The sequence below is a fragment of the Carbonatibacter coralli genome (assembly GCF_039592655.1).
Taxonomy (GTDB): Bacteria; Pseudomonadota; Alphaproteobacteria; order Kiloniellales; family Kiloniellaceae; genus Carbonatibacter; species Carbonatibacter coralli.
The window spans coordinates 19,695-33,032 of the sequence record NZ_JBBUTJ010000011.1 but is presented as its reverse complement, the minus strand read 5'-3'; the positions used below and the strand labels follow the sequence as shown (position 1 = coordinate 33,032).

The following is a 13,338-nucleotide window of genomic DNA, read 5'->3' as shown; positions in this document are numbered from 1 at the left end:
TCAGGACAATCTGGTCATGCATGTCGCAGTTCTGCTCTTTGAAGGCTTTTCAAACATGGTCCTGTCCTGTTTGCTTGAACCCCTGCGCGCCGTCCGCGATCAGCAAAGCCCGGATATAAACTGGGTGATTCTCTCCCCTGACAATCAGCCGATAAAGAGCTCAAGCGGCCTGAGAATTGCCCCCGACCAGAACTGGCAGGATCTGGTACGCGCCGATCTGCTTATTGTTCTGTCCAGCTACCATTACCAGACCCATGCACACAGCCGGACCTCCAAACTGCTGCACAGCCTGTCCGGGAAGAGTGCCTCGATACTCGGGGCAGACGCAGGCACATGGCTGCTGGCAAAGGCAGGACTGCTGAAGGACAAAGAGGCAACAGCGCACTGGCAATTGCTCAACGAACTTGCAGAAACCTTCCCTGATCTGAACGTTCGGGAGGAAACCTTTGTCAAGGATGGCAAGATCTGGACCTGCGGAGGAGCTTCTTCTGCCATGGCACTGATGCTGGATTTTATCGAGGAAAACTTCGGCGCAGCCTGTGCTTTCGACGTTTCCTCCCTCTTTCTGCACGACATCAGCCAGACCAGAGAAGCCTCCCCCGTCTTCAGCCCCAGAGGCTCTCCCAGGCTGCACCGGCTCCTGACCTTGATGTCTGACAATATGGAACAGCCCCTGTCTCTTGAGGAACTGGCCCGAAAAGCGAACATGTCCCTGCGCAACATGCACAGGCTCTTTCTGTCTGAAATCCGGACTGCGCCGGGCCGCTACTACCAGCTTTTGAGACTGTCCCGGGCAAGGGATCTCGTTCTTTCAACCCAGCTTCCCCTGGGTGAAATTGCCCTGAGATGCGGCTTTTCAGGAGCCCCCTCTCTCTCAAAGGCCTTCAAGGGAATTTACGGCTTTCCACCGGGAACACTGCGGCAAGGCAACAACAGTAAAGGCAGGGAACCATGACCCTGAGGAAGAAACATACAGTTTCATTGCCCGACCGGGTCATTGGGGGTAATTGCATCTGATCCTGTGCGGGATGAGGTTTTATGCGGAGGCCTCCATCAAGCGCCTCCTCTTCGCTGGCAGAAGAAAACCCCTAGCGTCCCACAACGCCATAGAGGAAGATTTCCACAGCGTTGTTGACCATGGCTTCGCGTTCTTCCGGTGTCGGGGCAGCACCTTCCACCACAAGACTCTCAATCTGCCTGTAGCCAAAAAGGGAAGACATAAAGCTCTGCGCTGCCAGATCGGGCTTCCCGACCTTCAGCTTTCCACGCCTTGTCTGCTCTTCCAGATAATCCGCCAGCATCCGGCTGCTGTTTTTGGGCCCCTGCTCAATAAAGCCCTGTGCCGCAGTCTGATCATGCCCGGCATTCACAGTCATGGCCCGGATCATCATGATGCTTTGCGGGTCAAAAAGCATGTCCAGAAAACCACGCCCCAAAAGTGTCAGGGCCTCCCCGACCGGGATATCGAGATCCATAATGCTGCACAAAAAGGCACATTTCGCTTCGCAGGTTTCATACATAACCCGGGAAAACAGCTCTTCCTTGGAGCCGAAATGGCTGTAGACAGTACGCTTGGAAACTTCAGCCGCCGCCGCAATTTCATCCATTGAAGCGTTGTCAAAACCCTTCTCAAGGAAGATTCGCGTGCCGGCTTCCATGATCGCGGCACGTTTTTTTTCGCTCCGCGTCAAGGTTGAAAGGCCCTGTTTTCCATGAGTTCCAATGGTGCAATCACCATTTTCCAAAGCGTGTCTCCTTACTAAACTACACTGTATAGTTTACACGGTTTCATTTTCATGTAAACTGCACCGATTAGTTTACTTGGTGTCATTCATCTGTCCCCCACGGTCATAGCCTATTCTGGCTGAGACCGAAAGCCCATCCACCATCATCCCCAATTCAGTGGTGGATGGGTTTCTCCCCGAATGATGCTTTCTGGGTACATTTTCGGAGCAAAAGCCATGAGCAAATTTATGGATAACCTGTGGGTGTCCTATGGCAAGGCTGTCATCCGCTGGCGCTGGCTGGTCCTGCTTCTGTCACTTGTGGCAGTTCTGGGTGCAGCCTCCGGCGGACGTCATCTGGCCTTTACCAGCGATTATCGCGTTTTCTTCAGTGATGAAAATCCGCAACTGAATGCTTATGAAAGCTTTCAGGATATCTACACCAAAACCGATAACATCCTCTTTGTCCTGAAACCTGAAAACGGAACTGTCTTTACCCCGCAATGGCTGGAAACAGTCCGGGAGCTGACAGAACAGTCCTGGCAGATTCCCTCTTCCATTCGTGTTGATTCCATTACCAATTTCCAGCACACGGAAGCCGAGGAAGACGACCTGATTGTCGCCGATCTGGTTGAAGAGACAGCGCAGCTCTCACAGGAAGACCTGGAGAAAATCGCGCGCATTTCCCGCTCTGAACCGGCGATCATGAAACGCCTGATTTCTGATGACGGGCGCACCACCGGCGTCTCTGTAACCCTGCAATTACCGCAGGATGACGGAACAGCCCTGCGTTCTGCTGTGGAGTTTGCCGAAAGAATGGCAAACGACCTGCGTGAGGCCCACCCTGATCTCGAAGTTGCCCTGACCGGTCTTGCGCCTCTGAGCAATTCCTTCCCCCGCGCTTCACAGGCCGACATGCAGACCCTGATCCCGCTGATGTTCGGGATCATCGTCGTCGCCCTGCTGCTTTTCCTGCGCTCCGTTGTCGGAACCATCATGACCCTGCTGGTCGTTATCTTTTCTGCCATGTCAGCCATGGGCTTTGCCGGTTTTACCGGTATCCCGCTGACCCCTCCATCCGCTTCAGCACCAACCATTATCATGACCATCGCAATTGCGGACTGCGTGCATATTCTGGTGACCATGTTCCATGAAATGCGCCATGGAAAGAGCAAGCGTGATGCCATTGTCGAGAGCCTGCGTGTGAACATGCAGCCGGTCTTCCTGACCTCCATCACAACAGCCATTGGTTTTCTGAGCCTGAACTTTTCGGACTCTCCACCCTTTGGCGATCTGGGCAACATCTCCGCAGTTGGTGTCATGGCCGCCTGGGTTCTGTCTGTTTTCTTCCTTCCTGCCATTGTCGCAATCCTGCCTGTACGGGTGAAGGCCGTCCCTGCAGAAAAATCCTCTGTCATGGAACGTCTGGGCGAGTTCGTGATTCGCCAGCGTCAGAAGCTTCTGATCGGGATGTCCGCACTGATTATCGGGCTGACATCGATGATTTCCCTGATCACACTGGATGACCGCTTCGTCGAGTACTTTGATGAAAGCATCCCCTTCCGTGTAGACAGTGATTTCACCCGCGAGAACCTGACAGGCATCTACCAGATCGAATACTCGGTTGGCAGCGGTGATTCAGGTGGTGTCTCGGATCCGGACTATCTCCTCAGGCTGGAGGAGTTTGCTCAGTGGTACCGCACACAACCGGGCGTGATCCACGTGAACACCATCACGGACACCATGAAACGCCTGAACAAGTCCATGCATGCCGACGATCAGGACTGGTACATCCTGCCGGACAACCGCGAACTGGCAGCCCAGTATCTGTTGCTCTACGAGATGTCCCTGCCTTACGGTCTTGATCTGAACAGCCAGATCAATGTGGACAAGTCGGCCAGCCGCATTACGGTCACACTGGACAATGTCAGCTCCAATGACATGCGCCTGATGGCTGAAGCCGGCCGGGAATGGTTGCGAGAAAACGGTCTTGAGCCGATGGTTGCAGAGGGCACTGGAGCCAGTGTGATGTTCGCCTACATTGCGGACCGCAACATCAAATCCATGCTCGGTGGCACGGCCCTGGCTTTCGTTCTGATCTCCTTTTCCATGGTGCTCGCATTGCGTTCACTTAAATTCGGTCTGATTTCCCTCATCCCGAACATGGTTCCTGCAGCCATGGCATTCGGGGTATGGGGCCTGTTTGTCGGACAGGTGGGCCTGGCTGTATCCGTCATTGCCGCGACATCTCTCGGACTGATTGTGGATGCCTCTGTTCACTTCCTTTCCAAGTATGTACGCGCCAGACGCGAACGCGAGGAAAGTCCCGAGGATGCCATTCGCTATGGCTTCAAGACAGTCGGCATGGCTCTTTGGGTTACAACCGCCGTTCTGGTCATGGGCTTTGCCGTTCTGGCCTTCTCTTCCTTCAGCCTGAATGCCGATATGGGACTGCTGACAGCCATCACCATCGGTTTTGCGCTGCTCGTCGACTTCCTCCTGCTTCCCCCGCTTCTGCTGGCCTTTGACCGGAAAAGACAATCCGCCTCACTGGACCGCCCGACAGCCTCCCAGGCAGCAGAATAAACACGGAGATCCTTTATGATGTTGAAACACCTACTCTCTGCAGCAACAGCTGTTGCTCTCACACTGACGAGCGTCTCGCTCCCTGCTCTTGCAAACGAAACTCCCGAAGCAAGGGGACTGGCGGTTGCAACCGAATGGGACAAGCGCGATCAGGGCTTCGGCGATACCCAATCAGTCATGAAAATGGTTCTGGAAAACAGGAACGGCGAACAGAGTGTGCGCTCCATGATTCAGAAAATCTTCGAGATTCCGGACCCCGATACCGGCGACAAAAGCCTGACCGTTTTTCAGAAACCCCGCGATGTCAAAGGCACTGCCTTCCTGAGCTTTGCAAAAATCCTGGACCCGGATGACCAGTGGCTTTATCTGCCTGCGCTCAAAAGGGTCAAACGCATTTCCTCCAAAAACAAATCCGGTCCCTTTGTCGGATCCGAATTTGCCTATGAGGATCTCTCGGCCCAGGAGCTCAAGAAATACACCTACAAATGGCTGAGAGAAGAGCCCTGTGGTGATCTGCAGTGCGCCGTGATCGAGCAAATCCCCACCTACGAGAACTCGGGCTACACCCGCCAGATCGTCTGGTATGATCTCAGCGAATACCGCCAGCAGAAAATCGACTATTTCGATCGCAAGGGCGAATTGCTCAAGACCCTGACCTTCAGCGACTTCCGCCAATATCTCGATCAGTACTGGCGCGCTCACGACATGTATGTCGAGAACCACCAGACCGGCAAGAAAACCCGACTGGTTTTTGAAGAGATCAAGTTTCGTACAGGCCTCAAGGAAAGTGATCTCACCAAAAACTCTCTCAAGCGAGTCAAGTAATGCCCGGTTTCAGACAAGCAACCCTGAAAACCATTGCTCTGGGCCTGTTACTTGGTGGCGGGGGGCTGATTTCAGCCCCCCTTTCCCACGCTGGTGAAAGCTGGCTGCCGGGAGATGGCGTTTTCGAAGCAACCGGGTTCATCGGGTTTGACCTGCGCCTCTTCCCCCAGGATGCGATCCACACGGGCCAGCGCGATCAGCACCTGAATCCCTCTGTCGTTCTGCAGCCGGAATTCAGCTATGAATGGAATGACGGGGATGATCGCATCGACTTCATCCCCTTTGCACGACTGGACCCGCAGGATGATGAACGACGGCACTTTGACATCCGGGAACTGAAATACCTCCACATTGATGATGGCTGGGATCTGCGTGTCGGGATCGACAAGGTCTTCTGGGGGGTAACGGAATCCCGTCACCTTGTCGACATTGTCAACCAGACAGATGCTGTCGAGGCTCCCGACGGGGAGGACAAGCTGGGTCAGCCCCTGATCAATCTGGGTATCCAGAGCGAATACGGGGATTTCAACTTCATCACCATGCCCTACTTCCGGGAACGTACCTTCCCCGGCACAAAGGGCCGTCTGCGCTCGTCCATTCCTGTCGACACGGATCGTGCGGTCTACGACAATGATCTGGAAGAACTTCATCCGGACTTTGCCGTGCGCTATTCCGCTGTTCTTGGCGACTGGGATATCGGCCTGGCGAATTTTTACGGCACCAGCCGCGAACCCCGCCTGCTCTTTGACCCGGACAACTCTGTGCTGGTTCCCCATTACGATATCATCAACCAGACCAGTGCCGATATTCAGGCCACCTACGATGCCTGGCTGTGGAAGCTGGAAAGCATTTATCGCACAGGCCAGGGAGATGACTTCCATGCTGTCTCCGGTGGTTTCGAGTACACCTTCTTCGGTATTGTCGGGGATTACGGTGATCTCGGTCTTCTGGTCGAATATCACTATGATGACCGGGATGAAACAGCCCCCGGAACCATCTTTGATGACGACATCTTTGTCGGAACCCGCATCACGCTGAACGACGAGGACGACACAGACTTCCTCGCCGGTGTTGTCGTGGACCGTCTCAATCAGGGACGCAGCTTCCTGATCGAGGCCGACACCCGCCTGAACGACAACATGACACTTGAAGCAGAACTCAACATCTCTGACAACATCAGCAGAAACGACCTGCTGTTCGACACCCGTCAGGACGATTTCGCAGAAATCAGGCTGAACTACTATTTCTGAGCCTCTGCAGATGCAATCCGTCAAAGCCCCGGTCTGAACGCCGGGGCTTTGTTCCTGGTAAACCGGACAAACGGCAACCTGTTCCGACTTTCAAAACCTTTCAGAAAAATGTCGGACCTGCTGTCATTTCCCCTGATCGACAGATTGCCTCCCGCCAGCTTGACATGCCTCCCAACAGGCAATAAGGCGAAAGACATGAAACTCTTTGTTGTCTCCGACATCTTCTGCAAACCGGAACTCCCGTCCTGCCTCTCTACCAGACTACCTTTGGCAGATCAGGTTTCCCATCATGCTCTGAATGAACTGGCTGGTCGGCCAGAGCTTTCAGGAGAGGCATTACACCGCTATCTGTTTCAGGATAGAGGAATGAACAAAGCCGTGGCCACCCTCACAGAAATGATGACAAAGGAAAAGCACTGCTTCGGACTGGGCTACAGCGCCGGAGGCACAGCTCTCTGGAAAACAGCCGCCTTTCAGGCTGTTCCACTCCTTGGCCTCTTTTGTGTGTCTTCAACCCGTCTGAGAGATGAAACAGCCATTCCTGTTACCGCGCATGTTTTCTTCGGCAGCCAGGACCCGGGCAGGCCATCGCTGGAATGGCTCCGGACAGTGCCCGTCAGCTATACCCTGTTCGAAAATGCAGCTCACAGCGACTATCTCGAGAAAGATTCAGAAATGGTCCGGAAAACTGGCGATGTTATCCACAACGCCATGAAATCCTTCGCCCTTCAGCGAGATAGCACAAGAGATTCAAGATAACGTTCAATCCTTGTCCCGAATGACGCTTGAAAACTCTTCACATCTGCCGAAAATTCCCAAAGCCTGCAAACTTCAGCGGATTGTTTGTTCAGACGATGAAACATCCCTGAAAAGCAAATCGGCCAGAACCGTGAAAGTTCTGGCCGATTTGTTTTTACTTAACCACCGAAGTCATCAAGCATGATGTCTTCACGGTCCACTCCCAGATCGAGGAGCATGTTGATGACCGAGCTGTTCATGATGGGCGGGCCACACATGTAGAACTCGCAATCTTCCGGTGCCGCGTGGTTCTTCAGATATTCTTCATAGAGAACATTGTGAATAAATCCGGTGTAGCCGGTCCACTCGTCTTCCGGCAGCGCATCGGACAGGGCCACATGCCAGGTGAAGTTCGGGAACTCCGCAGCCAGTTCGTCAAAGTCCTCGACAAAGAACATCTCGCGCTTGGAACGCGCGCCATACCAGAAGGTAATCTTGCGATCCTTGTTCTTGAGACGCTTGAGCTGGTCAAAGATGTGGCTGCGCATGGGCGCCATACCCGCACCACCACCAATGAAGACCATTTCCTTCTCGGTCTCACGGGCGAAGAACTCGCCAAAGGGACCGGAAATGGTCACCTTGTCACCCGGCTTCAGGTTGAAGATGTAGGAGGACATCTTCCCGGGAGGGATGCCCTGTGTACCGGGGGGTGGAGAAGCCACACGGACGTTCAGCATGATCATGCCCTTCTCGTCCGGGTAGTTCGCCATGGAATAGGCGCGCTCAATCGGCTCGTCCACGACGGAGTCATATTGCCAGAGATTGAATCTGTCCCAGTCTTCCCGGTATTCGTCCTGAACATCAAAGTCACTGTACTTCAGCTTGTGGGCAGGAGCCTCGATCTGGATATAGCCACCGGCGCGGAAGTTGACATCCTCGCCTTCCGGCAGTTCCAGAACAAGCGCCTTGATGAAAGTCGCAACGTTGTCGTTCGAACGAACGGTACATTCCCATTTCTTGACGCCGAAGACCTCTTCGGGAACCTCGATTTCCATGTCCTGCTTGACCGCAACCTGACAGGAAAGACGATCACCACAGGAGGCTTCACGCTTGGTGATATGGCTTTCCTCGGTCGGGAGGATGGAACCGCCACCGGAGTGAACACGCACGCGACACTGCGCACAGGTGCCACCACCGCCACAGGCAGAAGGAACAAAAAGCTTCTGTTCGGCCAGCGTCTGCAACAGCTTTCCGCCAGCAGGCACGGACACAGTCTTCTCGCCATTGATGGTGATGTTGACATTGCCCGTCGAAACCAGCTTGGAACGGGCAGCCAGAATGACTGTCACCAGAGCCAGGACGATCAGGGTAAAGAGCAGGATGCCTAATCCAAAGGTAGCCAATTAAGCCTCCCTTACAATTTAACGCCACTGAAGGACATGAAGGCCATAGCCATCAGTCCGGCAGTGATAAAGGTGATACCAAGGCCCTGCAGACCATCCGGAATATCGGAATACTTCAGCTTTTCACGCACGCCCGCCATGGCCGTAATCGCCAGCGCCCAGCCGAAACCGGACGACACGCCATAGGTCATGGACTCAGCAAAGTTGTAATCCCGCTCAACCATGAACAGCGAGCCACCCAGAATGGCACAGTTCACTGTAATCAGTGGCAGGAACACACCCAGCGCATTGTAAAGCGGCGGGAAGTACTTATCGAGAACCATTTCAAGGATCTGAACCAATGCCGCGATCACACCGATATAGGAGATCAGGCCAAGGAAAGTCAGATCAACATCGCCAAAACCCGCCCACTCCAGAGCACCGGGAGCCAGCAGATAGGTCAGGATCAGATTGTTGGCAGGGACAGTAATGGCCTGCACAATCATGACGGAAATACCGAGCCCGATAGCCGTCGCAATCTTCTTGGAAACGGCAATAAAAGTACACATCCCCAGGAAGAACGAGAGTGCCAGGTTCTCGACGAAGATAGCCTTTACGGCAAGTGACAATAACGCTTCCATCAGTGTTCCTCGATCACCTGGATTTTGTAATCACGCGCTTCAACCTGTTCGGTCTTCCAGGAACGGAATGCCCAGATGATCAGACCGATCACGAAGAAAGCGGAAGGAGGCAGCAGCAGCATTCCGTTCGGAACATACCAGCCACCATTGTTGACAGTCTCGAGAATGGTCACACCAAACAGGGATCCTGCACCGAACAGCTCGCGAATAACGCCAACCATCATCAGGATCAGACCATATCCCAGACCGTTTCCAATTCCGTCAACGAATGACGCCAGTGGCGGGTTCTTCATGGCGAAGGCTTCCGCGCGGCCCATCACGATACAGTTGGTGATGATCAGGCCGACGAAGACCGACAGAGTCTTGGAAATCCCGAAGGCATAGGCCTTGAGGATCTGGTCAACCATGATCACCAGAGACGCAATGATCACCATCTGCACGATGATCCGGATGGAACCGGGGATCTGGTTTCGGATCATGGAGATGAACATGGAAGAGAAACCGGTCACCAGCGTCACCGCAATGGCCATGACGAACGCAACCTGCAGGGAGGAGGTCACCGCCAGCGCCGAACAGATACCGAGAACCTGCAGGGTGATCGGGTTGTTGTCGACCATTGGATCGACAATCAGGTCTTTATGGGTATGAGCCATCAGAGATCTCCTGCTTTAAGGGATGCCAGGAATGGAGCATAACCTGCTTCGCCCATCCAGAAACGGACGAGATTATCAACTCCGCGTGAAGTCAGTGTCGCACCGGCCAGTGCATCAACATGAAACTCCTCACCGGCAGCCGGAGCAGACTTGGCAACAGTAATTTGAAGCACGTTGCTGTCATCGTGGAGCTTCTTGCCATTCCACAGGGCTTTCCAGCGCGGGTTGTCAACCTCGGCCCCAAGACCCGGGGTTTCGGCATGACTGTAGAACTGCAGGCCATAGATGTCGTTGCCGTTCTCCTCCAGAGCAATAAAGCCGTAAAGAGTTGACCACAGACCATATCCATGAAGCGGCAGGATCACCTTGTCGAGAGAGCCATCCCCGTTGCGCAGCAGGTAAACTGTCACAAACTTCGACTGGCGGCCGATGGAGGCAGGATCATCGCTCAGGGCAATGGATGTCTCGGGATCATCAGCAGCAGCCAGATCATCAAATGTCGCCGCATCAAACTGATCTGTGAACCGCCCTGTCGCAATTTCCAGAACACGGGGTTCAAAGGCCTTGAAGGCTTCCGTCACATCAGTGCCCGGCTCATAGAGACCGGCCACCTGCAGAATGTTGATCTGCTTGTCCTTCAGCTTGTTGATCTCCTGCACCGGCTTGAGCGACACGGCAACAGCAGAAACAATCATGGACGCAACCAGACAGATCGTGGCAGCGACAAAGACCGTTTTGGGAACAGAGTCCGTTGGCAACTCGAGAAAACGACGCAACAGCCCTGGCTTTTTGTTCTCGTCATGCATTGCGTTTTGCTCTCCGTTTGATGTTGGCCTGCACCACGAAGTAGTCGATGAGCGGTGCGAAAACATTACCAAAGAGAATGGCAAGCATCATGCCTTCCGGGAAGGCCGGGTTGATCACGCGGATCATCACCACCATGAAACCAATCAGCGCGCCATAGATGAAGCGGCCGGTGTTGGTGTGGCTGGCTGAAACCGGCTCGGTCACCATAAAGGCCATTCCGAATGCGAAGCCCCCTGTCACAAGGTGCCAGTACCAGGGCATGGCAAACATCGGGTTGCTGTCAGAGCCAACCCAGTTCAGGAACAGGGAGAAACCGATCATACCGCCAAGACAGCCCACGACCAGACGCCAGTTGGCAATCTTCGTGATGAGCAGGAAGCCCAGACCAATCAGGCAGGCGAGTGTGGAGGTCTCGCCAATGGAACCCTGAACAGTCCCCAGAAAGGCGCTTGTCCAGTCCATGCCACGCGCTGCCAGCTGCTCGAAACCGTCCGCAGCACTCACAGCAAGCGCTGTCGCACCGGAAAATCCGTCTACCGGCGTCCAGATCGTGTCACCGGACAGCTGGGCAGGATAGGCGAAGTAGAGGAAAGCACGACCCGTCAGCGCCGGGTTGAGGAAGTTCTTGCCCGTTCCGCCGAACACTTCCTTGCCGATAACCACGCCGAAAGCAATACCGATGGCAACCTGCCAGAGTGGAACGGTCGGAGGCAGGATCAGTGCATAGAGCATGGAGGTCACAAGGAAGCCTTCGTTGACTTCGTGCCCACGCACAGTGGCAAAGATCACCTCAAAGATACCACCGACCACAAGGGTCACGAGGTAAATGGGCAGGAAGTACAGCAATCCGTGGAAAAAGTTTGCAAAGACACTGTCCGGATTAAAACCGACCCCCAGAGCCTGAACGATATCCGCACGCCAGCCGGACGGACCAAAAGTCTGAATGGCCGTATTGGTTTGCAGGCCGACATTGTAAAGGCCAACAAGAATACAGGGGATTGTCGCCAGCACCACATAGGTCATGATCCGTTTCATGTCGATGTAGGATCGTGCGTGCGGAGCAACTGTCGTTACTGTCTTTGGCGTAAAGGCAAAGCTCTCAATCATTTCATAGACCGGATAGAGCTTTTCGTATTTACCGCCTTTGTGAAAATTCGGTTCTATACGATCGAAAAAGTTGCGGAGACCCACTTGATTAACCCTCCTTCTCGATCTTGTTGAGGCAGTCGCGAAGCGCAATGCCGTATTCATACTTTGCCGGACAGGCGAAACCGACCAGCCCCAGATCTTCCTCGTCCAGTTCCAGAGCTCCGAGCGCCTGGGCCTGATCCGTATCCATAACCAGAAGTGCACGCAGAAGCTGGGTTGGCAGATAATCCTGCGGCATCAGCTGTTCAAAGGTCCCGATTGGCACCATGGCCCTGCGGCCACCGTTCAGGTTTGATGTCAGTGCATAGAGCTTTTTGGAAAAAAGCGATCCGAGCACAGGCTGAACGGCATACTTTGAAGCCATTGGTCTGACCCAGCCAAGCGGGATCTGCTTGCGGTCTTCCTCAATCAGTGTGATCTGGCGGGCATAGCGTCCCAGATAACCGGAAGCTCCTTCCCCCATACGACCACTCAGAATTGATCCTGAAATCATACGGACAGCAACATCACCGGATGGAAGATCCTTTGCCACCAGTTCTGCCATGTCTGCACCGGCAACAGTCCGGACCAGGCGCGGATTGGCGCACAGGGGGCCGCTCAGCGCGATAACGCGGTTTGCATCATAGTGCCCGGTCATCAAAAGCCGACCGATGGACATCACATCCTGATAGCCGATTGTCCAGACTGTCTTGTCACCGGCAAGAGGCTCAAGGAAATGAATGTGCGTGCCTGCAAGGCCTGCGGGGTGCGGCCCTGAAAAACCGGCAGCCGTCACGCCGGGGAGATCTCCACCGGGGAGGTCCACACCGGCTTCCTGACAAAGGTAGGTCGTGCCTTCTGTCAGCGATGTAATGGCTTCAAGACCCTTGCGGAAAGCGTCAGGATCATCGGCAATAATCTCTGCCGGATCAGCCGCAAGCGGCTCGGAATCGGTTGCTGTTACGAAAATCGCAGCGGCTTTCGCATCCGACGCAGGCACTTTTGAGTAGGGTCGCGTCCGGAATGACGTCCACAGTCCCGATGCACAAAGACGCTCTCTCAGGCCTTCTGCAGTCGAAGCGTCTCCGACAGAGGAGAAATCAATCGGCTCGGCAGCCGTGTCGTCAACTTCGATCACAACACTGACCAGAACACGTCTTTCTCCGCGATTGATTTCACGGATGCGACCGGAAACCGGAGAGGTGATCATCACCTCCGGCGTATCCTTGTGCGTCATGATGGGAGAGCCGACAGCTACGACGTCCCCCTCACTCACAGCAAGGCGCGGTTTCAGGCCGATGTAGTCCGCGCCCAGAACGGCAACGGAACCAACGGTGGCTTTGTCTTGGATTCCCTGCCCGGGCGCCCCCAGAACAGGAACATCAAGACCTTTTCGTAGCGTGAAATTAGGCACGATAACGCAAGTCCTGTACAATTTTTTTGCCCTTATGCGACATTTATGTTCCGTCTTAAAGGACTTTTTGGCTTCAGAAACCAAATTTTTGTTGAATCTGTTTTGGTACTGGACCTATAAGCCGATGAACCCAATGTCGCAAATAAGCCGATTGAAACGAGCATAAAATTAGCTTGGAGGCCAGTAGTGC

12 protein-coding genes are annotated in these 13,338 nt (G+C 54.2%); 5 read left to right on the top strand and 7 right to left on the bottom strand.

Annotated features, from left to right (window positions below; all coding sequences use genetic code 11):
* Positions 1–16 precede the first annotated feature (16 nt).
* Complete coding sequence (locus AAAH10_RS15690) at positions 17–955, top strand: GlxA family transcriptional regulator (RefSeq protein ID WP_343565284.1); 939 nt, start codon at positions 17–19, stop codon at positions 953–955.
* A 133-nt stretch (positions 956–1,088) separates the two neighbouring features.
* Here AAAH10_RS15690 and AAAH10_RS15685 read toward each other — a convergent pair whose 3' ends face one another.
* On the bottom strand, positions 1,089–1,691 hold the full coding sequence (locus tag AAAH10_RS15685; protein WP_343565282.1) for a TetR/AcrR family transcriptional regulator: 603 nt from the start codon (positions 1,689–1,691) through the stop codon (positions 1,089–1,091).
* 270 nt (positions 1,692–1,961) lie between these two features.
* On the opposite strand from AAAH10_RS15685, the gene AAAH10_RS15680 reads away from it, so the two are divergent.
* From AAAH10_RS15680 to AAAH10_RS15665, 4 genes are all read left to right on the top strand, one after another.
* On the top strand, positions 1,962–4,310 hold the full coding sequence (locus AAAH10_RS15680; RefSeq protein ID WP_343565280.1) for an efflux RND transporter permease subunit: 2,349 nt from the start codon (positions 1,962–1,964) through the stop codon (positions 4,308–4,310).
* A gap of 15 nt (positions 4,311–4,325) precedes the next feature.
* Entirely contained in the window at positions 4,326–5,135 is an 810-nt protein-coding gene (locus AAAH10_RS15675) for an outer membrane lipoprotein-sorting protein (RefSeq protein WP_343565278.1), read from the top strand.
* Positions 5,135–6,385 (top strand): carbonic anhydrase family protein, encoded by a 1,251-nt coding sequence (locus AAAH10_RS15670; protein WP_343565276.1) that lies wholly within the window; start codon positions 5,135–5,137, stop codon positions 6,383–6,385. The genes AAAH10_RS15675 and AAAH10_RS15670 overlap by 1 nt, the downstream gene beginning before the upstream one ends.
* A 195-nt stretch (positions 6,386–6,580) precedes the next feature.
* Complete coding sequence (locus AAAH10_RS15665; RefSeq protein WP_343565274.1) at positions 6,581–7,144, top strand: hypothetical protein; 564 nt, start codon at positions 6,581–6,583, stop codon at positions 7,142–7,144.
* A gap of 158 nt (positions 7,145–7,302) precedes the next feature.
* On the opposite strand, the gene nqrF is transcribed toward AAAH10_RS15665, so the two are convergent.
* The 6 genes from nqrF to AAAH10_RS15635 are packed head-to-tail and all read right to left on the bottom strand — an operon-like array spanning position 7,303 to position 13,148.
* Entirely contained in the window at positions 7,303–8,526 is a 1,224-nt protein-coding gene (gene nqrF / locus AAAH10_RS15660; protein ID WP_343565272.1) for an NADH:ubiquinone reductase (Na(+)-transporting) subunit F, read from the bottom strand.
* A gap of 11 nt (positions 8,527–8,537) precedes the next feature.
* On the bottom strand, positions 8,538–9,146 hold the full coding sequence (gene nqrE / locus AAAH10_RS15655) for an NADH:ubiquinone reductase (Na(+)-transporting) subunit E (protein ID WP_343565270.1): 609 nt from the start codon (positions 9,144–9,146) through the stop codon (positions 8,538–8,540).
* Entirely contained in the window at positions 9,146–9,799 is a 654-nt protein-coding gene (locus AAAH10_RS15650; RefSeq protein WP_343565268.1) for an NADH:ubiquinone reductase (Na(+)-transporting) subunit D, read from the bottom strand. Before AAAH10_RS15650 ends, nqrE begins: the two co-directional genes overlap by 1 nt.
* A complete protein-coding gene (locus tag AAAH10_RS15645; protein ID WP_343565265.1) occupies positions 9,799–10,605 on the bottom strand; it encodes a Na(+)-translocating NADH-quinone reductase subunit C in 807 nt (268 codons plus the stop codon). The genes AAAH10_RS15650 and AAAH10_RS15645 overlap by 1 nt, the downstream gene beginning before the upstream one ends.
* Positions 10,598–11,797 carry an NADH:ubiquinone reductase (Na(+)-transporting) subunit B gene (locus AAAH10_RS15640; protein ID WP_343565263.1) on the bottom strand — a complete coding sequence of 400 codons (1,200 nt, stop codon included), beginning with the start codon at positions 11,795–11,797 and terminating at the stop codon, positions 10,598–10,600. Before AAAH10_RS15640 ends, AAAH10_RS15645 begins: the two co-directional genes overlap by 8 nt.
* 4 nt (positions 11,798–11,801) lie before the next feature.
* Complete coding sequence (locus tag AAAH10_RS15635) at positions 11,802–13,148, bottom strand: Na(+)-translocating NADH-quinone reductase subunit A (RefSeq protein ID WP_343565261.1); 1,347 nt, start codon at positions 13,146–13,148, stop codon at positions 11,802–11,804.
* Positions 13,149–13,338: the final 190 nt, after the last annotated feature.

Coding starts and splice junctions, on each gene's coding strand:
- AAAH10_RS15675 (WP_343565278.1), top strand. CDS start 4,326: ATGATGTTGAAACACCTACTCTCTGCAGCAACAGCTGTTGCTCTCACA.
- nqrE (WP_343565270.1), bottom strand. CDS start 9,146: ATGGAAGCGTTATTGTCACTTGCCGTAAAGGCTATCTTCGTCGAGAAC.
- AAAH10_RS15645 (WP_343565265.1), bottom strand. CDS start 10,605: ATGCATGACGAGAACAAAAAGCCAGGGCTGTTGCGTCGTTTTCTCGAG.
- AAAH10_RS15670 (WP_343565276.1), top strand. CDS start 5,135: ATGCCCGGTTTCAGACAAGCAACCCTGAAAACCATTGCTCTGGGCCTG.
- AAAH10_RS15665 (WP_343565274.1), top strand. CDS start 6,581: ATGAAACTCTTTGTTGTCTCCGACATCTTCTGCAAACCGGAACTCCCG.
- AAAH10_RS15650 (WP_343565268.1), bottom strand. CDS start 9,799: ATGGCTCATACCCATAAAGACCTGATTGTCGATCCAATGGTCGACAAC.
- AAAH10_RS15690 (WP_343565284.1), top strand. CDS start 17: ATGCATGTCGCAGTTCTGCTCTTTGAAGGCTTTTCAAACATGGTCCTG.
- AAAH10_RS15680 (WP_343565280.1), top strand. CDS start 1,962: ATGAGCAAATTTATGGATAACCTGTGGGTGTCCTATGGCAAGGCTGTC.